The 23,702-nt window shown below is 42.9% G+C and carries 27 protein-coding genes; 18 read left to right on the top strand and 9 right to left on the bottom strand.

Translation table 11 applies throughout. The features are described 5' to 3' along the window. Positions 1-276 precede the first annotated feature (276 nt). The 6 genes from ftn to bioD all read left to right on the top strand — a co-directional run bounded on the left by ftn (position 277) and on the right by bioD (position 5,527). Entirely contained in the window at positions 277-741 is a 465-nt protein-coding gene (gene ftn, locus ACRAD_RS11290; RefSeq protein WP_005027539.1) for a heteropolymeric bacterioferritin subunit Ftn, read from the top strand. A 107-nt stretch (positions 742-848) separates the two neighbouring features. Then, on the top strand, positions 849-1,565 hold the full coding sequence (locus ACRAD_RS11285; RefSeq protein ID WP_005027537.1) for an alpha/beta hydrolase family protein: 717 nt from the start codon (positions 849-851) through the stop codon (positions 1,563-1,565). 105 nt (positions 1,566-1,670) lie between these two features. Next, complete coding sequence (bioA, locus tag ACRAD_RS11280) at positions 1,671-2,963, top strand: adenosylmethionine--8-amino-7-oxononanoate transaminase (protein WP_005027535.1); 1,293 nt, start codon at positions 1,671-1,673, stop codon at positions 2,961-2,963. Next, positions 2,950-4,107: an 8-amino-7-oxononanoate synthase gene (locus ACRAD_RS11275; protein ID WP_005027533.1), complete on the top strand. Its 1,158-nt coding sequence runs from the start codon at positions 2,950-2,952 to the stop codon at positions 4,105-4,107. Before bioA ends, ACRAD_RS11275 begins: the two co-directional genes overlap by 14 nt. After that, positions 4,104-4,886: a malonyl-ACP O-methyltransferase BioC gene (gene bioC / locus ACRAD_RS11270; protein WP_005027532.1), complete on the top strand. Its 783-nt coding sequence runs from the start codon at positions 4,104-4,106 to the stop codon at positions 4,884-4,886. Before ACRAD_RS11275 ends, bioC begins: the two co-directional genes overlap by 4 nt. Then, positions 4,883-5,527 carry a dethiobiotin synthase gene (gene bioD, locus ACRAD_RS11265; RefSeq protein WP_005027530.1) on the top strand — a complete coding sequence of 215 codons (645 nt, stop codon included), beginning with the start codon at positions 4,883-4,885 and terminating at the stop codon, positions 5,525-5,527. Before bioC ends, bioD begins: the two co-directional genes overlap by 4 nt. A gap of 48 nt (positions 5,528-5,575) precedes the next feature. Here bioD and rluB read toward each other — a convergent pair whose 3' ends face one another. From rluB to ACRAD_RS11235, 6 genes are all read right to left on the bottom strand, one after another. Further along, positions 5,576-6,481, bottom strand: coding sequence for a 23S rRNA pseudouridine(2605) synthase RluB (rluB, locus tag ACRAD_RS11260; protein ID WP_005027528.1), 906 nt, complete (start codon positions 6,479-6,481; stop codon positions 5,576-5,578). Between the two features lie 41 nt (positions 6,482-6,522). Beyond that, positions 6,523-7,113 carry an SMC-Scp complex subunit ScpB gene (gene scpB / locus ACRAD_RS11255; protein WP_005027526.1) on the bottom strand — a complete coding sequence of 197 codons (591 nt, stop codon included), beginning with the start codon at positions 7,111-7,113 and terminating at the stop codon, positions 6,523-6,525. Beyond that, positions 7,110-7,901, bottom strand: a complete 792-nt coding sequence (locus tag ACRAD_RS11250; protein WP_005027523.1) for a segregation and condensation protein A — start codon at positions 7,899-7,901, stop codon at positions 7,110-7,112. The genes scpB and ACRAD_RS11250 overlap by 4 nt, the downstream gene beginning before the upstream one ends. A gap of 237 nt (positions 7,902-8,138) precedes the next feature. Next, positions 8,139-8,408 (bottom strand): hypothetical protein, encoded by a 270-nt coding sequence (locus ACRAD_RS11245; RefSeq protein ID WP_005018862.1) that lies wholly within the window; start codon positions 8,406-8,408, stop codon positions 8,139-8,141. 74 nt (positions 8,409-8,482) lie between these two features. Next, the gene (locus tag ACRAD_RS11240; RefSeq protein ID WP_005018864.1) at positions 8,483-9,100 is read right to left on the bottom strand and encodes an L-threonylcarbamoyladenylate synthase; all 618 of its coding nucleotides are present in this window, start codon (positions 9,098-9,100) and stop codon (positions 8,483-8,485) included. A 94-nt stretch (positions 9,101-9,194) separates the two neighbouring features. Next, positions 9,195-9,857 (bottom strand): elongation factor P hydroxylase, encoded by a 663-nt coding sequence (locus tag ACRAD_RS11235; protein ID WP_005018867.1) that lies wholly within the window; start codon positions 9,855-9,857, stop codon positions 9,195-9,197. Between the two features lie 97 nt (positions 9,858-9,954). Here ACRAD_RS11235 and ACRAD_RS11230 point away from each other — a divergent pair, with 97 nt between their 5' ends. The 6 genes from ACRAD_RS11230 (at position 9,955) to lysM (ending at position 13,703) form a co-directional block, all read left to right on the top strand. Next, entirely contained in the window at positions 9,955-10,512 is a 558-nt protein-coding gene (locus ACRAD_RS11230; RefSeq protein ID WP_005018869.1) for a YceD family protein, read from the top strand. A gap of 73 nt (positions 10,513-10,585) precedes the next feature. Further along, the gene (gene rpmF / locus ACRAD_RS11225) at positions 10,586-10,771 is read left to right on the top strand and encodes a 50S ribosomal protein L32 (protein WP_000290730.1); all 186 of its coding nucleotides are present in this window, start codon (positions 10,586-10,588) and stop codon (positions 10,769-10,771) included. A gap of 154 nt (positions 10,772-10,925) precedes the next feature. Further along, the gene (gene fabD / locus ACRAD_RS11220) at positions 10,926-11,912 is read left to right on the top strand and encodes an ACP S-malonyltransferase (RefSeq protein WP_005027519.1); all 987 of its coding nucleotides are present in this window, start codon (positions 10,926-10,928) and stop codon (positions 11,910-11,912) included. Beyond that, a complete protein-coding gene (gene fabG / locus ACRAD_RS11215) occupies positions 11,909-12,643 on the top strand; it encodes a 3-oxoacyl-ACP reductase FabG (protein WP_005027517.1) in 735 nt (244 codons plus the stop codon). Before fabD ends, fabG begins: the two co-directional genes overlap by 4 nt. An 85-nt stretch (positions 12,644-12,728) precedes the next feature. Continuing rightward, a complete protein-coding gene (gene acpP, locus ACRAD_RS11210; RefSeq protein ID WP_005018879.1) occupies positions 12,729-12,968 on the top strand; it encodes an acyl carrier protein in 240 nt (79 codons plus the stop codon). A 219-nt stretch (positions 12,969-13,187) separates the two neighbouring features. Beyond that, the gene (gene lysM, locus ACRAD_RS11205) at positions 13,188-13,703 is read left to right on the top strand and encodes a peptidoglycan-binding protein LysM (protein ID WP_005027514.1); all 516 of its coding nucleotides are present in this window, start codon (positions 13,188-13,190) and stop codon (positions 13,701-13,703) included. A gap of 84 nt (positions 13,704-13,787) precedes the next feature. Here the strand turns inward: lysM and ACRAD_RS11200 are convergent, their stop codons facing one another. Continuing rightward, positions 13,788-14,555: a hydroxymethylpyrimidine/phosphomethylpyrimidine kinase gene (locus ACRAD_RS11200; protein ID WP_005018882.1), complete on the bottom strand. Its 768-nt coding sequence runs from the start codon at positions 14,553-14,555 to the stop codon at positions 13,788-13,790. A 99-nt stretch (positions 14,556-14,654) separates the two neighbouring features. Here ACRAD_RS11200 and ACRAD_RS11195 point away from each other — a divergent pair, with 99 nt between their 5' ends. Further along, on the top strand, positions 14,655-15,311 hold the full coding sequence (locus ACRAD_RS11195) for an HAD-IA family hydrolase (protein ID WP_005027511.1): 657 nt from the start codon (positions 14,655-14,657) through the stop codon (positions 15,309-15,311). Between the two features lie 123 nt (positions 15,312-15,434). Here the strand turns inward: ACRAD_RS11195 and hemJ are convergent, their stop codons facing one another. Next, positions 15,435-15,884 carry a protoporphyrinogen oxidase HemJ gene (gene hemJ / locus ACRAD_RS11190; protein WP_005018886.1) on the bottom strand — a complete coding sequence of 150 codons (450 nt, stop codon included), beginning with the start codon at positions 15,882-15,884 and terminating at the stop codon, positions 15,435-15,437. Then, complete coding sequence (locus ACRAD_RS11185; protein ID WP_005018889.1) at positions 15,884-17,113, bottom strand: beta-ketoacyl synthase N-terminal-like domain-containing protein; 1,230 nt, start codon at positions 17,111-17,113, stop codon at positions 15,884-15,886. The genes hemJ and ACRAD_RS11185 overlap by 1 nt, the downstream gene beginning before the upstream one ends. Before the next feature lie 291 nt (positions 17,114-17,404). Between ACRAD_RS11185 and ACRAD_RS11180 the strand changes: the two genes are divergently transcribed. The 5 genes from ACRAD_RS11180 (at position 17,405) to tuf (ending at position 23,599) form a co-directional block, all read left to right on the top strand. Beyond that, positions 17,405-18,874 (top strand): EcsC family protein, encoded by a 1,470-nt coding sequence (locus ACRAD_RS11180; protein WP_005027509.1) that lies wholly within the window; start codon positions 17,405-17,407, stop codon positions 18,872-18,874. 159 nt (positions 18,875-19,033) lie between these two features. Beyond that, complete coding sequence (rpsL, locus tag ACRAD_RS11175) at positions 19,034-19,408, top strand: 30S ribosomal protein S12 (RefSeq protein WP_000246374.1); 375 nt, start codon at positions 19,034-19,036, stop codon at positions 19,406-19,408. A gap of 164 nt (positions 19,409-19,572) precedes the next feature. Continuing rightward, on the top strand, positions 19,573-20,043 hold the full coding sequence (rpsG, locus tag ACRAD_RS11170) for a 30S ribosomal protein S7 (protein ID WP_004655203.1): 471 nt from the start codon (positions 19,573-19,575) through the stop codon (positions 20,041-20,043). Between the two features lie 132 nt (positions 20,044-20,175). Next, a complete protein-coding gene (gene fusA, locus ACRAD_RS11165; RefSeq protein WP_005027507.1) occupies positions 20,176-22,314 on the top strand; it encodes an elongation factor G in 2,139 nt (712 codons plus the stop codon). Positions 22,315-22,408: 94 nt separating this feature from the next. After that, a complete protein-coding gene (gene tuf, locus ACRAD_RS11160; RefSeq protein WP_005017071.1) occupies positions 22,409-23,599 on the top strand; it encodes an elongation factor Tu in 1,191 nt (396 codons plus the stop codon). Positions 23,600-23,702: the final 103 nt, after the last annotated feature.

The raw sequence follows: 23,702 nt of genomic DNA, 5'->3' as shown, positions 1-23,702 counted from the left end.
TTAAAACCTGTTTTTAAGAGGTATTTAGTTATAGCTCAGCAGTTAATAAGATTACTTTTTTAATTTTTTGTAAATAAATTAAATGACTTTAAAAAATCGCCAATCTCAAAATAAGAAAAATCTATTATGAAAACAACCAATTAATTGATGATATAAAATGCAAATGCGTATGCTTCTCATTTTTAATTTATATAAATCATAAACTTACATAATTTTAGTTTTGCATTCTAAATACCAATCACCCATAATAACTTTAAAATGATGAGGAGTAAAAATATGCGCGGCAATCCAGAAGTCATAGACTACTTAAATATGTTGATTGGTGGCGAACTGGCAGCTCGCGATCAATACCTGATTCATTCTCGCATGTATGAAGATTGGGGCCTGAATAAAATCTACGAAAGAATTGACCATGAAATGCAGGAAGAAGCAGCTCATGCTGATGCAATTATCCGTCGTGTCCTGTTTTTAGGCGGTACACCTAATATGGAACGTGACAGTATTGATGTTGGTTCAGATGTTTGCACCTGCTTAAAAGCTGATCTTGCACTTGAATATCATGTGCGTGAAAAACTGGCCCGTGGTATTCAATTATGTGAAGAAAAAGGGGATTATATCAGCCGTGACATGTTACGCCAGCAGTTGTCTGATACTGAAGAAGACCATACATATTGGCTGGAAAAACAGTTAGGTTTGATTGAATTGATTGGCCTGCAAAATTATATTCAGTCTCAAATTTAAAATTTGTATGATTCAAGCAAGCCCAGTCAGAAGATTGGGCTTTTTAATGACTGTATTCTATTGAGCAGTATTTTATAGTAGAACCGATCAATTAAATTAGATTAAGCATGCAAAAGATTTTACTTATTAGTGGCTGGGGCTTGGGCTGTCAGCCTCTAGCGGGACTTAAAACTGCTCTTGAAAACCTGCATTTTCAGGTTGAACTGATTGATATATTCGACAGTTCTAACCCGGCAGTTTTGGAGGAGGTGCTTCAAAAAGCGGTTAAAGCTGATATTTTAATGGGCTGGTCGCTAGGAGGTCAGCTTGCCACTATTCTGGCTCAGAAGATTTTTGAACAGACCGGTCAGGCTAAAATTCTGGTTACATTGGCTTCCAATCCGTGCTTTGTTGCTACAGTAGAGTGGCCAAATGCAATGTCTCGTGTAACTTTTGAGGCATTTAAAGGTGCTTTTCTGAATGACAGGGAGGCTACTCTAAAGCGTTTTTGTCATCTGGTCGGTGCAGGGGGAGTTACAGCTCGTAACGATATAAGATATCTACAAAGTTTTATTAAAACTGATGATCCTATAAATCTGATTTCTGGTTTACAGCAACTTGAGCAATTAAATTTAGTTTCAATCTTACAAAAATATCCAGGTCGACAGTATCATCTCGTCTCTGAACAGGATCAGCTCATACCCTGCCAGATTATCGCTGATTTTCATTTTTTAAAGGCAAATTTACTTAAAATCGAACTGTTGCCTAATGTTGGACATGGTTTTCCTTATAGTGAAATTACATTAACTAGCAAAAAAATTTGTAGTTTTTTAAATATGACTTAGGGAAATATAAACTTTGTTGTTTCTCGCAATTTATTTTATTGCTTTACGCTATTAAGATGGATGAGTTATATAAATAATAGTTTTAATGTGAAGGATGGGTGTTGGATGGCTGACTTATTTGATCTTGAGCATCTTTGGCATCCTTATACTTCTATGACTCAGCCTTTACCAGCTTTCAAAGTAAAACGGGCCTATGGCTCAACTATCGAACTGCAGAATGGTCACAAGCTTGTTGATGGTATGTCATCTTGGTGGTGTACTATTCATGGTTATAATCATCCTGAATTAAATCAGGCTGTTCAAGATCAGTTACAAGATATGGCACATGTCATGTTTGGTGGACTGACCCATAATCCTGCGATTGAGCTGGGCAAGCTTCTTCTGAATATTACGCCACCAGGTCTCGATAAGATTTTCTATGCTGATTCCGGTTCGGTTGCAGTTGAAGTCGCTTTAAAAATGGCCGTGCAGTATTGGAGCGCGCAGGGCCAGCTGAAGAAGACTAATTTTGTTACGCCTCGCTCCGGGTATCATGGTGATACTTGGAATGCAATGTCGGTATGTGATCCAGTAACCGGCATGCACCAGATTTTTGGTAGCAGTCTGCCCAACCGTTTTTTTGTTCCGGCTCCACAAACTGCTTTTGATGAAAAGTGGAATCCACAAGATATTGCAGAGCTAGAGCAAACTTTAGTACAGCATCATACCTGTATTGCCGCGCTGATTCTGGAACCCATTGTACAGGGTGCAGGAGGTATGCGTTTTTATCATCCTGAATACTTGCGTCAAGCCAAGCTACTTTGTGAAAAGTATCAGATCCTGCTTATATTTGATGAGATTGCTACCGGTTTTGGACGCACTGGTAAACTGTTTGCTTGGGAACACGCGGGCGTTGAGCCGGATATCATGTGTATAGGAAAAGCCTTAACTGGCGGATACATGACTTTGTCAGCAACTTTAACCAGTAAAGCGATTGCTGAAAAAATCAGTCAGGGAGAGGCAGGGGTATTTATGCATGGGCCTACTTTTATGGCCAATCCACTTGCCTGTGCAGTTGCCCTTAAAAGTACACAGTTATTACTGGCTCAAGACTGGCAAGCCAACATCTGCCGTATTGAACAGCAACTCAAACAGTACTTACCTGCACTATCTCAACTGGAGTATGTTGAGGATGTTCGAATATTAGGTGCTATCGGTGTTGTTGAACTGACTGTGCCGGTAAATATGCAGATTCTACAGCAGGAATTTGTCCGTCGTGGAATTTGGGTACGCCCGTTTGGAAGGCTGGTATATGTGATGCCTCCTTATATCATCACTTGTAATGAACTGGATTATTTACTTCAGCAGTTGGTAGAAGTAGTGCAACAGCTACAGGAGCTTCAGCATGAAACTACTTGAGCATTTTACCAAGCAGCTGGAGCAGTTAAGACAGCAGGGGAATTTTCGCCAGTTTACGGCCAACCGGCAACAAGGACGGATCATTGAAATTGCAGGCCAGCATATGCTGAATCTGTCTTCTAATGATTACCTGGGTCTAGCTGCTGATCTCGGATTAAGACAAGTCTTTTTTGATCAGTGCCCTCTGGAACAGCGCTGGCTCAGTTCCTCTTCATCACGTCTGCTTACTGGTAATTTTCCAGAATATGAACAGCTGGAAGCCTGTATGAGCCAGGCTTTTGACGGGCGTGCAGTGCTGCTGTTCAATAGTGGCTATCATATGAATATAGGGATTTTACCGGCATTAAGTGATGGTAAGACTCTGATTCTGGCCGATAAACTGGTTCATGCCAGCATGATTGATGGAATTCGCCTGTCCTCAGCCAAATATCTGCGGTACCGTCACAATGATTTAAACCATTTACAGCAGCTCTTGCAAAAGTATCATGCAGATGAAACTTATGAACGCATCATTGTGGTCACCGAATCTATTTTTAGTATGGATGGCGATGAAACAGACCTGAACCAACTGGTGTCACTAAAACGGCAGTTTGTAAAAGTTATGTTGTATGTCGATGAAGCTCACGCTATTGGCGTCCGCGGAGCGCGGGGATTAGGCTGTGCGGAGCAATATGCAGTGATTGACCAGATTGATTTTCTGGTAGGCACCTTTGGTAAGGCGATTGCTTCAGTGGGAGGATATCTGGTCTGTGAACCTGTAATTCGTGAATATCTGATTAACAGCATGCGTCCACTTATTTTCAGTACCGCATTACCTCCGATTTCGATAGCCTGGACTCGGTTTGTTTTCGAGCATATGCAAAAAATGCAGAAGCAGCGCGATCACCTGGCAAATTTAAGCCATCATTTACAGCAGAAGGTTCAGAGTCTTGGTTTTTGCTGTCCCTCAAGTAGTCATATTGTTCCAGTTATTATCGGAGATAGTCAGCCGGCGGTAGACAAAGCCAACTATTTACAGGCACAAGGTTTTTATATCATGCCAGTACGCCCACCTACTGTACCGGCCAATAGTGCACGACTGAGAATTTCACTGACATCACAAATTCAGCCAGAAGAAATTGAACAATTGGTAGCATTACTGTGAGTCAAAATTTTCATATAGATACCGGGCTGATTGCCCAGCGCTTTGCTAAAGCTGCCTCCAGTTATTCTGAACATGCAGTCGCGCAAAAGATAATTTGCCAGCGATTAATTGAAATGATGCGCCGGCATATAGCCATACAAATTCCTCGAGTACTGGAACTGGGCTGTGGCTCAGGTCACTTAACAATATTACTGCAACAGAACTTTCAGATTGAACAGCTCATACTCAATGATCTGTATCCTGAGGTCAGACAGCATTTTTCTGCTGCTGAACAGCTGGACTGGTGTATTGGAGATATTGAACGGCTTGACTTTCCGGGACAACTTGATGCTATTATGTCCAGTTCAGTCTTGCAATGGATGCATGACCTGGAGCAGGTATTTAAGAAATGCAGCGAGGCATTAAAATCACAGGGCTGGTTTTGTTTTTCAAGCTTTGGTTCAGAAAACTTGCGTGAGATTAAAACTTTAACGGGTCAGGGGTTAAACTACCTCAGTCTGGAAGAGCTAAAAGAAAAAATGTGCAAATCAGGGTTTGAAGTCCTTGAAATACAGGAAGAGCAGGAAACCTTATATTTTGAGCATCCAAAACAGGTTCTCCAGCATTTAAAACTGACCGGCGTAACGGCAACCAGTAGTCAGCATCGCTGGACTAAGCAGTCACTATACAAGTTTTATGATCAGTATCAGCAGTTTGTAAAGAGTCCAGCTTATGAGGGAATACAGCAATATCCATTAACTTACCACCCAATTTATTGTATAGCTCGGAGAGTTCGATGACAGGCTCAATTTATTTCGTGAGCGGAATTGATACTGGTATAGGAAAGACCTTTGCCACTGGTTATCTGGCCAAAATCTGGAATGAACATGGTACCCGTACTATTACACAGAAACTGGTACAAACTGGAAATATCAATATTTCGGAGGATATCGAACAGCACCGGACTATTATGGGCATGGGCTGGTTTGCCGAAGATGAAGAAAAGCTTACGATGCCGGAAATTCTGTCTTATCCAGCTTCGCCGCATCTTGCAACAAAAATTGATGGGCGTGAGATTGATCTGGATAAAATTCATGCTGCGACTCAAGAACTGGCTAGACGTTATGATGCAGTACTGCTAGAAGGTGCCGGCGGGCTTATGGTTCCTTTAACAGATGATGTGCTTACTATCGATCATGTAGCGGCTCATCAGTTCCCTGTTATTCTGGTTACCTCTGGGCGTCTGGGAAGTATTAATCATACGTTACTGAGTCTGGAGCTGCTGAAAAGCCGAGGGGTAGAGCTGTTTGCTGTGGCCTATAATGGAATGGATGATTCTCAAGACCCGTTAATCGCCTGTGATACATCAAACTATCTACGGGCTTACATGACAAAGCATTTCCCGGAAGCAGAATGGATTGAAATCCCGGTGATCCGTTAAAAAAAGTCGCCAAGGCGACTTTTTTGTTTAAAGCAGTAAAAGACCGTTTTAAAACTTCTTCGGACTATAAGGCTTGCGTGGTGCAGCAGTTTGTTCTGTTCCTTCATTCTCGCGGCGCTGTTGACGCAAATAACCACCGCGGCGAGCTGCCATAGGTTTTTCAGCCATACGTTCAGTACGACGTTTCGCCATGCCATACAGGCCAGTACCTTGACGCGGTTTAAGCTCAACCGACTTGGTCAGGTTATCGATATCTGCTTTATCCAGCTCAATCCAGCGCCCAGTGCGCAGCTCACGCGGCAGAATAACTGTACCATAGCGAGTACGTAAAAGACGACTTACTTTTAAACCCTGTGATTCGAAAATACGGCGAACTTCACGGTTACGTCCTTCTTTAACCACAACCTGGTACCAGCGGTTAATACCATCACCACCAATTTCAGAAAAAGTTTCAAACTTGGCTGGGCCATCATCTAGCACGACGCCATTTAGCATATTCTGACGGATCTGCGGGGTAACTTCGCCCATAACACGGACTGCGTATTCACGTTCGATCTCATTTGAAGGATGCATTAGACGATTTGCAAGCTCACCGTCATTGGTAAACAGTAAAAGGCCGGTAGAGTTAATGTCCAGACGGCCTACCATAACCCAGCGGTCATTGGCGATTGTAGGCAAATGATCAAATACAGTCGGACGTGACTCTGGATCATTGCGTGAGCAGATTTCACCTTCTGGCTTATAGTAAATCAGAACGCGACGACGAATCTCATCTTCAATCTGAAATTGCACCTTACGCCCATCAATACGCAATTCGTCGCCTGGTTCAATACGCTCACCGACCTGAGCAACACGACCATTGACACTTACGCGACCAGCAGCAATGACCTCTTCCATATAACGGCGAGAACCTAGCCCGATACGTGCTAGGACTTTTTGCAATTTTTCACTCATGACAGCATAACCTTAGAAATAATTATCAACAGTCCACCGATTCATGACATTGCTGCATTAGCATCAAGCGTCATGAAAGCTTCCTTGGCATCCTGCAGGGGAGGCAATTGACCTAATGAAGCCAGGCCAAAAGCATTTAAAAATTGAGACGTCGTCACTAACAACGCGGGGCGTCCCGGAATCTCTCGGAAACCGGATTCTTTAATCCAGTTCCAGTCAAATAATGTTTTCAAAATCTGGCTATTATTCGAAACTCCGCGAATCTGTTCAATATCTGCACGTGTAACAGGCTGATGATAAGCAATGACAGCTACTGTTTCGAGCAAAGATGGGGAAAGCCGGGTTGGCCGCTCCGGCCAAGTCTGGGCAATAATCTGTTTGTATCTGGCACGAACCTGAAAACGAAAGCCCTGAGCACTTTCGACCAGCTCAATTGAACGGCCATGTTGTAAAACAGCCAGCTGCTGTAAAAACTGTCGCAACTGCTGTTTATTATACTGGTTCTGGAAAGCTTCTTTAAGCCTCAAAAGACTGACCGGTGCTTCACTGGCAAAAATAATGGCTTCAAGCTGCATCAGAACTTCATGATGCAGCTCATCAACTGAGAATGCTGCACTTTGGTCGATGGTCATGCTACTGCTCCCTGAATAGTCAAGGGTGCTTCTATTCCGCTATGAATAATCTGGATTCTCTGCTGGCGGGTGAGCTCCAAAACTGCCATGAATGTCACCACCATACCCATTTTACCTTGGCTCGGTTTGAGCAGCTCGTCAAAACTTAAGCTTTTGCCTGATTCAATCAATTCTTCAATATAGGCAATCCGCTCTTCAAGTAAAACTGGTTCCTGCTGAATCTGATGAACGACAGGCTCAGGGCGGTTAAAGATGCAATATAGCGCGTCTCGCAGATTTGCAGCTTCATAGCCTTCATAAATACTATTTACTGTTCCTAAACTTACATTCACATTGAATGTATCACGTTCCAAAACTGGCATTTGTCCTAAACGTTCAGCTGCCTGTTTAATGCGCAAATAATTTTCGAGCCGGTCAATCAGCTGCTGCTTGGGATCTTTTTCCAGAGTTATAGCAGCAGGTTTAGGTAATAGCAGTCGGGACTTCAAGTCTGCAAGCAAAGCTGCCATGACCATATAGTCCGCAGTCAGTTCAATGTTGAGAGATTTCATGCTATCCATGTAGGACAGATATTGGCTGGCAATTGGTGCGATATCTAACTGCAGTAAATCAAAGCCATTTTTCTGGATCAGGTAAATTAAAAAGTCGAGGGGACCTTCGAAATGTTCAAGTAAAATTTCGAATGCAGCAGGCGGAATATAAAGATCATCTGGAATACTGTGCTGCCATTCATCCATTACGCGGATATAAGGCAACTGTTCCATAGAACTATGGGTCGCTTGATTCATTTCGGTTATAGGCCACGCGAATTTTCAAAGGCATGAAAGCTGGAGAACTTCTAGGATCTTGCACGCAAGAAAGCGAGATCACTAAAAAGCAAAAAATAAGGTGAACGTATTCTAATAGAAAAGCCAGGCTGAATAAATTATAAAAACCATAAAAATGTAAAAAAACTGATAAACCTGCGTGGTAGGCAGGAAAGAATAGGGTGAGCTATAGAAATTGGTAAAGAGCCTTTTTAAAGGTCAGGCATCATTTATGGCGTATTCGATCACTTTCTGACAGCTCTCCCGTAAACAAAGGTTTGTTTTGGTCAGACTAATCAACAGCTCTTCAGCTATATATACTTCTAGAAAATAGCTATAGCTAATATCTTTAATGTTTAGGGTTACGCTCCCGGAGTCTGGTTCTGAGACGACAATTGTTTCAGATTCAAGTGTCCAAGGAAGCTCGGCATAAATAGTGTGATCTTCTGGAAAATTCTCTAAATCAAGAAGGACTTTAAAAAGGTTCATACCAATTGCCTCAGCATCAACTTATCAGATGTTGGGTGCATATGATTTTACAATTGTCCGAGAAAGTGTAAAACCTACTCAAAAGCACTGACATCACCTTCGCCATAGCGGATAATTTCCGGATTTTCTCCAGAAAGGTCTACGATACTGGTGGTGCTTAGCATGCCAAAGCCCCCATCAATGAAAACATCAATACGTTTACCAAGTTGCTGCTCGATTTCGTAAGGGTCATCCAGCGGGTCTTCCTGTCCAGGTAAAATCAGGGTACTAGTGAGTAACGGTTCTCCCAATTCCTGGAGTAACATCTGGCAAATTGGATTACTTGGAATACGTAAACCAATAGTTTTCCTTTTCGGATGCATTAAACGCCGTGGTACTTCACTGGTGGCGGGAAGAATAAATGTAGTAATTGCAGGGGTATTGGCCTTTAACAGCCGATACATGGCATTATCAACCTTGGCATAGGTTGCAATATCAGAGAGGTCACTGCACATAATGGCGTATTGATGTTTAGGCCCTAAACCGCGGATTTGCGCAATACGTTCCATAGCATTTTTATTTCCGATCTGGCAACCAATTGCATAAGCAGCATCGGTGGGGTAGACCACTACATCGCCCGCACGGATCCGTTCGACTGCCTGAGTGATGAGCCGTGGCTGTGGATTCTCAGGATGTACTCTTAAATGAAGCATCTTATTGTTCCTCAAAGTTCACAGACAGTAACTTTCTAAATTATCAGTGCCCAGAGAATTGGGTTACAAGTTTAGATCGGTTGATTTATGTAAATTAATCAAGCATTTCTCTTTTAAATTCGCTGGCCTGTAACATTTCGCCACCACGTATGCAGGTACAAATACAGGAAATCAGATACCAGGCGTCTTTTGGCAGACAGGCTTCTGCATTCATATAGCGGCACACTTGGGCATAGACATTGTCTTTAAAGGTATTGCCATTACCACTTTCACCAGTAAGGTTATCTAAAGAGACCCGAAACTTGCGGCCAAAAGCTGTGGCAAAAAGCCATTCAATTGCCTGCGGTTTAACTTCAACCTGTTCGAACAGGGCTTGCTGCTCTCTTGTCCGTCCATCTGGAGCATACCAGTATCCCAGATCAGCCAGCAGGCGACGCTCTTTACCGGCAATCGTCCAATGGCTGATTTCATGCAGGGCGCTGTTAAAAAAACCATGGGCAAACTGGATGCGGGCAGGAGAGGTATCGGTGGCCGGGAAATATTCTGGTTCAAATTCTCCTCGTACCAGCATGACATTATGGTGGGAAAACCAATAATTAAAGTGTAAGATAAGCCAATCAACTTGCTGTTCTTCTGTATGCAGTGCGTTCCAAGGCAAGAGTTGCAGTGCCGCCAGAGCCGATATCTGCCCAGAAGTGGAGTTGATGCGAACAAGAGACGAAGTTATGACTTCAGGTTGCGGCTGCAACTGATCCATGACTGAATAAACCCAAATGATCTGTCTAAATAAGTACAAAATTGTATCTTAATCTTTGACAGAGTACTGATGAATTTGTAGAATTGCCGCCTTAATTATGTCAGCAAATACCTTTCCGGCACAGATTGAGCCGTTTAAATGGGCTGAACAAGGCTTTACATGGTCAGGTACCCTGCCATTGTCTCGCTTTGTTCGTATTGCTCGTGAAGCTGTTGGACCAATTGATCATCAACTGGTCTCTATAGACTGTAAGCTATCAATGGATGCGTATCATCGTGTCGCGTGGTTTGATGGTCATGTTGAAACGAAAGTTCCAATGGAATGCCAGCGTTGTCTGGAACCGGTGGAAATTTCACTTGTTTCAGACTTTCATATCGCGTTACTGGATGATGAGTCACTGATAGAGCGCTTGGATGAGGATGCTGATTACATCGTTCTAGCTGAGAGTGAAGCTTTGATCAAAGGTGATCCTGATGCACCTGCCCTGATTGATTTGGTCACTCTGCTTGAGGATGAGCTGTTATTGTTGGTGCCACTTTCACCTAAGCATGACGCTTGTGAACATAAGCATCGACCTGCCGAAGAGCATGCCGAAGAAAAGCGTGAAAATCCGTTTGATGTTTTGGCAAGTTTGAAAGGCAAACTTAACTCATAAGTGCTATACTTACAGGTTAAGACAACTGAATTTTTGTTCTGATCCATTTTTTCGATCTTTGTAAGGAGCCATCATGGCCGTTCAGCAAAACCGTAAAAGTCGCTCTCGCCGTGACATGCGCCGTTCACATGACGCTTTAACCGAGAATGCATTAACTGTAGACCAAGCTACTGGTGAAACTCATCGTCGTCACCACGTGACTAAAGACGGTTTCTACCGTGGTCGTCAATTGTTCGCTAAAGCAGCTGATGCTGAATAATGAGCAATAATATGCATTAAGCATCATGCTTAAGTATAGAAAAAATGGGAGCGTATGCTCCCTTTTTTTGTTGTATTTCGCAATTAAAAAATGATGAATTAAATGTTAAATTTCTGCACCGGAAATGAGTGAAGACGAAATAAAGGATTTTTATATGTCTGCTAAACGACTCGAGCAAGTGGCTCAGGCAACAAAAACTGCATTTGTGTTTCCTGGTCAGGGCTCACAAAAAGTCGGCATGCTCGCTGAACTTGCAGAACAGTTTAGTGGTGTGATTGATACTTTTGCGGAATCTTCAGAGGCTGTGGGTTTTGATCTTTGGCACATTGTACAAAGTGGTGAAGGCCTGGACCAGACAGAAAATACTCAACCGGTGCTGTTAACGGCAAGTATCGCCTTGTGGCGTATATGGCTGGAACTTGGTGGCTTAACACCGAAGTATTTAGCTGGTCACTCTTTGGGAGAATACAGTGCGCTGGTGGCTGCAGAAGCGATGTCTCTGGCAGATGCGGTGAAACTGGTACATTTGCGCGGAAAACTGATGCAGTCTTCCGTACCTCAAGGTGAGGGTGCCATGGCAGCAATTCTGGGCCTTGCAGATGAGCAGGTGGTTGAATTGTGTCAGGTTGCTTCACAGGCGGGTCAAGGTTCGGTTGAAGCGGCAAACTATAATGCACAAGGTCAGGTAGTCATTGCAGGAACTGCTGCACTGGTAAGTAACGTCATGGCCCAGGCCAAAGAAAAGTCAGGCAAGGCAATTGCACTTCCGGTATCTGTACCATCACACTGTTCATTAATGAAGCCTGCCGCAGAGAAATTTGCAGAAGCATTGGAACAAACTGCCATTGAGCTACCTGTACTACCTGTAATACAAAATGTCAGCGCAGAAATCGCGACAGATGTTGGCCAGTTGCGTCAAGCTTTAACTGCACAACTGTATCAGTCAGTTCAGTGGACCAAAACTATGCAATACCTGCAAGATCATGGTATCCAGTACGTTGTAGAATGTGGTCCGGGTAATGTACTGGCAAATCTGGCAAAGCGTTTACCGAATATTGAAAAAGCATTTCCACTCGACACTAAAGGTCGTATGGAAGATGCGTTAAATGCCGTTTTAGTGGCAGAAGGGAAAATCGCATGACACAAGAACGTAAGGTTGCTCTGGTTACAGGTGCAAGCCGGGGCATTGGTGCGGCCATTGCTCAACAGCTTATTCAAGACGGTTATTTTGTTGTGGGCACTGCAACTTCGGAAGCAGGTGCTCAAAAGCTGACCCAAGACTTTGCAGAACAAGGTGCTGGAGCAGTGCTGGATGTACGTAATGCCGAGGCAATTGATACTCTGGTAACTGAAATTGAGCAGAAATATGGTCCAGTTCTGATTCTGGTCAATAATGCCGGTATTACTAAAGATAACTTATTACTACGTATGTCAGAAGATGACTGGGATGACATCTTAAATATTCATTTAAAAGCTGTTTATCGTCTATCTAAACGTGTATTAAAAGGCATGACACGTGCCCGTTTTGGTCGCATCATCAATATCAGTTCAGTGGTAGCTCATTTTGCGAATCCGGGGCAGGCCAACTATTCTGCTGCAAAAGCTGGTATTGAGGCATTTAGCCGCTCGCTGGCAAAAGAAATGGGTAGCCGCCAGATTACAGTAAACTGTGTGGCGCCTGGCTTTATAGCAACGGAAATGACAGAGCAGTTGAGCGAAGAAATACGTAAGAAAATGAGTGATCAAGTGGCACTGCAACGTTTAGGTGAGCCACAAGATATCGCTAATGCAGTAAGTTTCTTGGCTAGTGAAAAAGCAAGTTACATTACTGGTACAGTTTTACACGTAAATGGTGGTTTATACATGGCTTAAGGCTGATGGATAAACTTTTAAAATAATTGATATTCAATTAAACTAACGGCAATTAAAAACGCCACAAGCAATGAGGAGAATTCCTGTGAGCGATATCGAACAACGCGTAAAACAGGCTGTAGCAGAACAACTCGGTATGCGTGCTGAAGAAATTAAAAATGAAGCATCTTTCATGGATGACTTGGGTGCAGATTCTCTGGACTTGGTTGAACTTGTGATGTCTTTTGAAAATGATTTCGACATTACTATTCCTGATGAAGATTCTAACGAAATCACTACTGTTCAATCAGCAATTGATTATGTTACCAAGAAACTTGCTCAGTAAGTTATATTTTAGCATGTGCTGATAAAAAGCCACCTTAAGGGTGGCTTTTTTATTTCATCCTTAATTGAAACAAAAGACTAATAGGTAGTAAGTAGAGCGTAGTAAGTCTTACATAAGTTTACTGTTTACAGCCGAAATAAAACTTAAGTACCTTAAATTGTTCGGTATAAAAATAAGATAGCAATACACAATATTCATCCACTAACATGGAGTAGAACGATGGGACTTTTTGACTTTGTAAAAGGTATTGGTAAAAAGAATGAAGCAAAGGTAGAACAGCATCAAGCTGCTACGCCTGCTAATTCTGCCCCTCAAGCGGCTCCACAGGCTCCACTTAAGGCTGCAGAACCTTCAGCACAACAGATCGCGAATCAGTTACTGGCTCATGTAAAGAGTCTGGGGCTTGGTGTAGAAGGTCTGTCAGTCAGTTATAATAGTAATACTGATTTGGCTACAATCAAAGGCCAGGTGAAAAGTCAGGCAGACCGTGAGAAAATTATTCTGGCCGTCGGTAATATTGATCATGTGGCTCAAGTAGATGATCAGATGACAGTTGCTACACCTGAACCGCAAAGCAAATTCTATACTGTAAAGTCTGGGGATTCTCTTTCTAAAATCTCTAAAGAATTTTATGGTGATGCTAATCAATATAATAAAATTTTTGAAGCTAACCGTCCTTTGTTAAAAAATGCTGATGATATTTATCCAGGTCAGGTTTTACGTATTCCCCAATAGACAGGGTGAGTAAGCAAAAATTGTTGTTTGTATGCTCGATAAAGCAATAATAAAAAGCCCGCTATATTAAGCGGGCTTTTTATTTTAAAAACGTTTTGGTATTTTCTGCCCATCAGGCACTGGAGTTTCTGCATTTTTTAAGACACCAAATAGCCAGGTTTCTGCATGTTGGACTGCCTGAACCAGCTCATCTCCTAATGCTAAGCGTCCTGCGATAAAGCTTGCCAGTGAACAGCCAGAACCATGATATTCACCTTGTAATCGTGGACAGTGGCTTTCTGCCACCATTTCACCCTGAATATAAAGTGCATTACGAATATAGTCTGGGGTATTCTCATGCCCACCTTTAACCAGAACGGCTTTTGCACCCATTTCAAACAGCTTTTGAGTGGCAGTTTCCAGGTCGTCAAAACCAGTTAAAGCCCGCAGTTCGACTGTGTTAGGGGTTAGAATGCTGGCCAGAGGAATAAGCTCTATAAATGCTTTAACTAAAGTTTCCTGATTACCAAGTGAACCGCCACTATTGGCAACCAGTACCGGATCAAGCACATATTGATAATCCGGGTGAGCTCTTAAAAATTCAGCCAGCGCGCTAATATTTTCTGTAGTACCCAACATGCCAGATTTTACACATCGGATAGGTAGGTCACCGACTACTGCATTGGCCTGCGCTAGTAATAATTCTCGTGAACTTGCCTCAAAACCAAATACTTGTTGAGAGTTCTGTATGGTTAGAGCAGTACAGGCAATTGCAGCATGTGCACCACTTTGCCCAATTGCTTCAATATCAGCCTGCAGACCTGCGCCGCCTGAAGGATCAAGTCCGGAAAAACAAAGAACTGTAGGACGCACTGCCGTATCCTTATTTAATGCAAATTACGCTAGTATAGAATAGTTTACTTCATCTCTCGACCTTAATCCCGCGTTAAACCTACTGAATGACTGTGCAACATGACTATAAAGAATCTGCTGATTGACCTTGATGGCACCCTGACTGATCCTAAGGTGGGAATACATACTTGTATCCGCTATGCCATGGAAAAACTGGGTTATCCCCTAAAGCCCGATCTGGATATTGACTGGACCATTGGGCCGCCTTTAAAAGCATCTTTTGTTAAGCTGCTTGATAATGGAGATGAACAACTTGCTGAGCAGGCTTTGCTGGGGTATCGGGAGCGTTTTTCTGTAGTCGGACTTTTTGAAAATAAAGTTTATCCAGCTGTGTCAGAAACTCTCGGATATCTCCAAGAGCAGGGGTATCAATTATTTCTTGCCACAGCAAAACCTACTATCTATGCCAGACAAATTTTGGAACATTTTCAGCTCGCAGATTATTTTACTCAAATTTATGGAAGCGAGTTGAGCGGTGAGCGTACAAACAAAGCAGAATTAATTGCTTTCATTTTGCAGCAGGAGCAACTTAGGCCACAGGAGTGTTTAATGATTGGAGACCGTGAGTATGATATTTTAGGGGCGCGTTATAATGGCATAAATACAATTGCGGTCGAGTATGGTTACGGTTCCGCAGAAGAACTCATGCAGGCACAGCCTCAATATATGATAAAAAGTTTTGATACATTACCGGCAATTTTAAGTAGGCTGAGCTAAAAAATATGGGAATCAGTTTTTAATTTTTTATTTATATAATTTAAAGATTTTATACAAAATAAATTTAAAAAGCTGAGACAAATAAAAAAGCCCCGAATCTGGGGCTTTTTCGATTATTGATAATTAAAAGGGTTTGACCACTACTAGAATGACAATAGCAAACAGTAAAAGGGTCGGCATTTCATTAAAAAAACGCCAGAACTTATGTGTCTTGTAATGTGCATTTCCGATCAGTTTTTTACGGTAATAGCCACAAACAAAATGGTAAATGACCAGTAAACCGACTAATGCTACTTTTAGATAAAACCATAAAGCTTCATGGTAATGATAAAACTGATCCCCCCAGTCCACCAGAAAGTGTGCTGTAATCAGGGTGGCTATCATTGCAGGCCACATAATTCCCCGGTACAACTTACGCTCCATTACTTCAAAGCGCTGATGACTGACTGTATCATCACTCATGGCATGATAAACATAAAGACGTGGTAGATAGAACAGAGCAGCAAACCAGCATACCACGGCAATAATATGTAAAGCCTTTATCCAAAAGAAAGCATCAGAAGGTGCATTCATCAATTATCCCATTTCTTGAAAATCAGGCAGGCATTGACGCCGCCAAAACCAAAACTGTTACTCATTACAGTATTTAGTTTCGCATCACGTTTTTCAAGCACAATATCAAATGGTTTAGCGCCTTCATCCAGTTCGGTCACGTTAATGTTAGGAGCAATGAAGTCATTCTGCATCATTAAAACAGAATAGATTGCCTCATGTACTCCTGCTGCCCCCAGACTGTGACCAGTCATGGACTTGGTTGAGCTGACTGCTGGTACATGGCCTTCGCCAAAAGCGCGTTCCATTGCTTTAAGCTCGGTTACATCGCCAGCAGGTGTTGATGTCCCATGAGTATTCACATAATCGATGCTTTCTATACCATGCTGCTTGGCTTCTTCAAGCGCCATTAAAATACAGCGGGTTGCACCTTCACCACTTGGTGCTACCATGTCCGCACCATCAGAATTGGCTGCATATGCAACCACTTCAGCAAGGATTTTGGCGCCGCGAGCCTGAGCATGTTCAAGAGATTCTAAAACAACAAAACCACCGCCACCCGCAATGACAAAGCCATCACGATCAGCTGAATATGGGCGTGAAGCTTTTTCTGGTGTGTCATTATATTTTGAAGACAATGCGCCCATAGCATCAAATAACAGGCTTTGAGACCAGTGATCTTCTTCACCGCCACCTGCCAGCATTAGGTCCTGTTTGCCTAGCTGAATCAGATTATAGGCATACCCAATTGCATCAGCAGAAGTAGCACAGGCGCTGGTAATAGAGTGCGCCATACCTTGAAGTTTGAATGCAACACCTACGTTAGCAGTAATGGTATTACTCATATTGCGTGGCACAAAAAAAGGTCCGATTTTACGTGCGCCTTTTTCTTCTAGTAACTTGGTCATTTCAACTACAGAAGCTGTTGAGTTGCCGCCAGAGCCACCCGCAATGCCATAGCGTGGATTGCCAGCGAGATCTTCTACCTGAAGGCCCGCATTTTCTACTGCAGCCACAGCCGAGTTATAAGCATACATCGCACATACGCCCATAAAACGTTTCAGTTTACGGTCAATATTGTCAAAGTTCTGTTCTGCAGCTGCACTTACATGACTTTTGAAATTAAGTTCAGCATAAGTTGGATTAAAACGTGTTCCTGAAATGCCGTTTTGTAAAGAGTGAGTAACATCTTCTAAAGTATTACCAATGCATGAGTTAATACCCATACCAGTGATTACAACACGTTTCATCTACAGTTCCCTTTATGGTGAGGTTATGAGCTTGGCTTGGACACTCTGGCAGGAGCGGGGTTATGCCGGATGCGCTACGCTACTCATCTTTCAAATTGAACTCATAATAACAGAAAGGTTTTTGTTTTCTTATGGCAAATCCTATGCGTATTGCAAGCTATACACGAGTTGCACATAGCATGCTTTGAGTTACCTGCTTATAACTAAAAGAAACACTTTAGAATTGTGTTAAATCTTCACTACACCTAGTATTTACTATCAAATAACTAACTGAATGAAGAGGGGAGATTGATGACGAATACTAATAATAATCAGTCAGCAGGTTTTATTTCCAGTGCTGTGAAAGTGGCTAAAAAGCTCAGTTCTACAGGTTTGGATATGCTGAATCAAGCAACGCCTGGTGGTGCCACTAAGCAGAATGGACAGACAGATCAGAATCAGGTTATTGAAGGCTCTGCTCGTGTAAAAAGTCCAATGGAAGCTAGTCCTGATGATCATCCACAGCATATTTTACGTGATTATGTGCCCAAAATGTCACGTCAACTATTAGGTCGTCATTACAACCGTTTTAATGGTATTGCTAATTTTATTCCTCCTGAAGTCAGTAACAAAATCTCTGATTATATGTTTGAATGTCTGAGTGAACTCAGTTCACAACTCAGTTCGGTGGAAGCCATTTTAAGCGAGGCAGGTGCCAGTAAACTTGAAGAGCTCGAAAAAGATCCTAAACGTTCAAAACGTTTAAGTCAGGCTCTGGCAGAGCAGAATAAATGGATTGCATCAGTCCAAGGCGCAGTCAGCGGTGCAACCGGTATTGTAGGGGCCGCGGTTGATGTACCAGCATCTCTAGCGTTAGCTCTTAGAACCATTTACCAGACCGGACGGGCGCATGGCTTCGATTTGAAAGAAGATCAGGAAATCGTACAGCATGTGCTACGGCAGATTGACATGGGTTTGATTGCTGAAAAACAGGCAATACTGATGGGCCTTAAAGCTGTGAGCGGTATGCTGCAAAATAATGATGTTTCACAGTTACAGCAGCTTTTAGGGTCGAGTAATGATTTTGAAATGCTTAAAAAATGGATCGGGCAGGATGGTCAGCGACAAGATAATCCTACTGTTTTTTCTAAGCTATCTATATTGACTAAACTTACTCCTTTGGCTGGTGCAACAGTTGGCGCAATCTATAGCTGGAAACTGGTTGAAGAGGCCAGCCAAAAGGCACAGACAGCATTTGCTGAAGCACGATCTTATCTAGAGCAGCATAATGACTCTTCACTTTCACCTCTGGAAGCATTTAACCGTTCAGAAAAAGCCTTAGAGCAGGCAAGTCCTACGGTTTCTGCCAAACCGGAAAAAATTGAACAGCCGGAACAGGTCAATCTTGACAAGGTAAAAGAAGTTGAGCTTAAAGACCATGACACGATTGCCAAGGTGAAAGTTCAGAAAAAACCTTCTGAAGAAGAGAAAAAGACAGAAACTGATATTGAGCAGGAAGTTCAGCAAGATATCGAAAGCTTGGCGGAAGATATGGTGGAGCCTCATGAAGCAGTAGAGCCTCAAAAGACTGCTGTTCCATTAGATGAAGATAACCCGGTAGTTGATGAGGAAGAACTGGTTGCTAGCAATCAGGCTAAACTTGCAGCCGAAGAAGCAATAGATAAGCCTGTTGATCAGGTTAAAGTTGAAACTGGTGACACTACAAACTCTTCTACAGAAGCTAAAGAAGCAGTTACAAAAAACTCTTCTTCGAAAAAATAGGCTAAAAACATAAAAGCTTGATAAATAAGCTTTGTCAGGTACTTGGTCAACATTTGTTATGGCATCAAATGTTGACCATTTTTGTGTCTTGGCTTACAATTGCATGCCCTCAAAAAGTGGTATTTTTTTGAGGTTTTTTATTTACGGGAGAATTGCCATATGGCAACAACAAATCAGTTGATCCGCAAGGGTCGTACGACTTTGGTTGAGAAATCCAAAGTTCCTGCGTTGAAGGCTTGTCCACAACGTCGTGGTGTTTGTACACGTGTTTATACAACTACACCTAAAAAACCTAACTCAGCAATGCGTAAAGTTTGCCGTGTTCGCTTAACTTCAGGCTTTGAAGTATCAAGCTATATCGGTGGTGAAGGCCATAACCTGCAAGAGCACAGTGTTGTTCTGATCCGTGGTGGTCGTGTTAAAGACTTACCAGGTGTACGTTACCATACCGTTCGTGGTTCTTTAGACTGCGCTGGCGTTAAAGATCGTAACCAGTCACGTTCTAAATATGGTGCTAAACGTCCTAAGAAATAATTTCTTAAGGATATAGAGCCACAAACCTTTATCGTCTCGCTTGTCTGATTTCTGCATTTATTTTTGTGAAATTCAAGCGACGTGTAGTAAGGCCAGCGAATGCACACGACACTTTGTGCTACTGCTGGATTAACCTGAAGTGTCATATTTATAGGTAGTTTAAAATGCCAAGACGTCGCGTAGTCGCTGCTCGTGAAATCCTTCCGGATCCAAAATTCAGCAGCCAAACCATCGCTAAATTCATGAACCACGTAATGCAAGATGGTAAAAAATCTATTGCTGAAAGCATCGTTTACGGTGCTTTAGACCGCGTTCAAGAAAAAAACAAAGTAGATCCGGTTGAATTTTTCGAGACTACTCTTGAAAAAGTTCGCCCTATGGTCGAAGTAAAAGCACGCCGTGTTGGTGGTGCTACTTATCAAGTACCTATGGAAGTGCGCCCATCCCGTCGTACTGCCCTAGCAATGCGTTGGTTAGTAGATGCTGCTGCTAAGCGTTCTGAAAAAACTATGGCTTTACGTCTTGCTGGTGAGTTGCTAGATGCAGCTGAAGGTAAAGGCGCAGCGATCAAAAAACGTGAAGATGTGCACCGTATGGCTGAAGCTAACAAAGCCTTCTCTCACTACCGCTTCTAAGCGGTTAAAACAGGCCCTAATCAGGAAGATGATAGGCATGTTTTTCATTGATCTGTCATCAATTCGCTTTAAGTTGCAAAAGTAGCTTAAAGCGTCCTGTTTTAACAACAAAATTTAGGAATGCAAGAAATCATGGCTCGTCAAACCCCAATTTCTCGTTACCGTAATATTGGTATCTCTGCGCACATTGACGCAGGTAAAACAACTACGTCTGAACGTATTTTGTTTTACACAGGTGTTTCTCACAAAATCGGTGAGGTACACGACGGTGCCGCGACTATGGACTGGATGGAACAAGAGCAAGAACGTGGTATTACCATTACTTCTGCTGCAACTACTTGTTTCTGGTCTGGTATGGGTAACCAATTCCCGCAACACCGTATCAACGTAATTGATACCCCGGGACACGTTGACTTTACAATCGAAGTTGAACGTTCTATGCGTGTACTTGATGGTGCATGCATGGTGTACTGTGCGGTAGGTGGTGTACAGCCTCAGTCTGAAACAGTATGGCGTCAGGCAAACAAATATAAAGTACCTCGTTTGGCATTCGTGAACAAGATGGACCGTACTGGCGCCAACTTCTTCCGTGTTGTTGAACAAATGAAATCACGTCTGGGTGCAAATCCAGTACCTGTAGTAATCCCTGTTGGTGCTGAAGATACTTTCACCGGTGTTGTTGACTTGATCGAAATGAAGTCAATTATCTGGGATGAAGCGTCTCAAGGCATGCAGTTTGAATACGGCGAAATTCCAGCTGATCTTCAAGATCTGGCTGAAGAATGGCGTGTAAACATGGTTGAAGCCGCTGCTGAAGCTTCAGAAGAGTTAATGGACAAATACCTGGAAGAAGGTGATCTTTCTAAAGAAGACATCAAGAAAGGTTTACGTGCCCGTACATTAGCGTCTGAAATTCAACCTATGCTTTGCGGTTCTGCATTCAAGAACAAAGGTGTTCAACGTATGTTGGATGCAGTAATTGAGTTCTTGCCTGCTCCTACTGACGTTGAAGCGATCAAGGGTATTCTTGACGATAAAGCTGAAACAGAAGCGACTCGTGAAGCATCTGATGAAGCACCGTTCTCTGCTCTTGCATTCAAAATCATGAATGACAAATTCGTAGGTAACCTGACGTTCGTTCGTGTTTATTCTGGTGTATTAAAACAGGGCGATCCTGTATACAACCCGGTTAAATCTAAGCGTGAACGTATTGGCCGTATCGTGCAGATGCATGCCAATGAGCGTCAGGATCTTGATGAGATCCGTGCAGGTGATATCGCAGCATGTGTAGGCCTGAAAGACGTAACTACAGGTGATACTCTGTGTGATGAGAAAAACATCATTACGCTTGAGCGTATGGAATTCCCAGAGCCAGTAATTTCATTGGCTGTTGAGCCAAAAACTAAAGCTGACCAAGAAAAAATGTCAATTGCTTTAGGTCGTCTGGCGAAAGAAGATCCATCGTTCCGTGTTCGTACTGATGAAGAATCAGGTCAGACCATTATTGCTGGTATGGGTGAGCTTCACCTTGACATCATCGTTGACCGTATGAAGCGTGAATTCGGTGTTGAAGCGAATATTGGTAAACCAATGGTTGCTTACCGCGAAACAATCAAAAAGACTGTTGAGCAAGAAGGTAAATTCGTACGTCAAACAGGTGGTAAGGGTAAATTCGGTCATGTATATGTCCGTCTTGAGCCTATTGATGTTGACGAAGCGGGTAAAGAATACGAATTCGCTGAAGAAGTTGTTGGTGGTGTAGTACCTAAAGAATTCTTCGGTGCAGTTGACAAAGGTATTCAAGAACGTATGAAGAATGGTGTACTGGCTGGTTACCCTGTTGTGGGTATTAAAGCGACACTATTTGATGGTTCTTATCACGATGTCGACTCTGACGAATTATCGTTCAAAATGGCAGGTTCTTATGCCTTCCGTGACGGTTTCATGAAAGCAGATCCTGTTCTTCTTGAACCTATCATGAAAGTTGAAGTAGAAACTCCAGAAGACTACATGGGCGACATCATGGGCGACTTGAACCGTCGCCGTGGTATGGTTCAGGGTATGGACGACTTACCTGGCGGTACTAAAGCTATCCGTGCAGAAGTTCCACTGGCTGAGATGTTTGGCTACGCGACTCAAATGCGTTCTATGTCTCAAGGCCGTGCAACATACTCAATGGAATTCGCTAAATATGCTGAAACTCCACGTAACGTGGCTGAAGGCATCATCAGCAAATTCCAATCTGGCGGTAAAAAAGGTGACGACGAGTAATCTTTCGATTACTATAAGCCCAAACTAATTCTTAGTTAAAAACCAAGTGCTCATGGGGTGACCCTCCATGAGTAGTTAATAAAGGAAGATCATCATGGCTAAAGCCAAGTTTGAACGTAATAAGCCACACGTAAACGTGGGCACAATCGGTCACGTTGACCATGGTAAAACAACTTTAACCGCTGCGATTGCAACAATCTGTGCAAAAACTTACGGCGGTGAAGCGAAAGATTACGCAGCAATTGACTCTGCACCAGAAGAAAAAGCGCGTGGTATTACCATTAATACTTCACACGTAGAATATGACTCTCCAACTCGTCACTACGCTCACGTAGACTGCCCGGGCCACGCTGACTATGTTAAAAACATGATCACTGGTGCTGCTCAGATGGACGGCGCGATCCTTGTATGTGCAGCAACTGATGGCCCAATGCCACAGACTCGTGAACACATCCTGCTTTCTCGTCAGGTTGGTGTACCTTACATCATCGTGTTCCTGAACAAATGTGACCTTGTTGATGACGAAGAGTTACTTGAACTAGTAGAAATGGAAGTTCGTGAACTTCTGTCTACTTATGACTTCCCAGGTGATGACACTCCAATCATCCGTGGTTCAGCTCTTCAAGCACTGAACGGCAACGACGGTCAGTATGGCGAGTCTGCAGTTCTTGCTCTGGTTGAAGCGCTTGACACTTACATTCCAGAACCAGAACGTGCAATCGACAAAGCATTCCTGATGCCAATCGAAGACGTATTCTCAATTTCAGGTCGTGGTACAGTAGTTACGGGCCGTGTTGAGTCTGGTATTGTTAAAGTCGGCGAAGAAGTTGAAATCGTTGGTATCAAAGATACAGTTAAAACGACTGTAACGGGTGTGGAAATGTTCCGTAAGCTGCTTGACGAAGGTCGTGCAGGCGAGAACTGTGGTGTTCTGCTACGTGGTACTAAACGTGAAGACGTTCAGCGTGGTCAGGTACTGGCTAAACCAGGTACAATCAAGCCGCACACTAAATTCGATGCAGAAGTATATGTACTTTCTAAAGAAGAAGGTGGTCGTCACACTCCATTCCTGAATGGTTACCGTCCACAGTTCTACTTCCGTACAACTGACGTAACTGGTGCGATCCAGCTGAAAGAAGGCGTTGAAATGGTTATGCCAGGTGACAACGTTGAGATGTCAGTTGAGCTGATCCACCCGATCGCGATGGACGCTGGTCTGCGTTTTGCGATTCGTGAAGGTGGCCGTACAGTAGGTGCTGGTGTTGTTGCGAAAGTAACTGCATAATCACTTTACTGTGTCAAAAAAAGCGTCCTTTTAGGGCGCTTTTTTTATTTATATAAATATGCATTTAAATAGCTTTATAAAATTGTCAGACAATAATAAATAT

The organism is Acinetobacter radioresistens DSM 6976 = NBRC 102413 = CIP 103788 (assembly GCF_006757745.1).
GTDB classification, from domain to species: Bacteria; Pseudomonadota; Gammaproteobacteria; order Pseudomonadales; family Moraxellaceae; genus Acinetobacter; species Acinetobacter radioresistens.
Note: the sequence above shows the minus strand (reverse complement) of the source record. Positions and strands in the feature narration are given on the sequence as shown.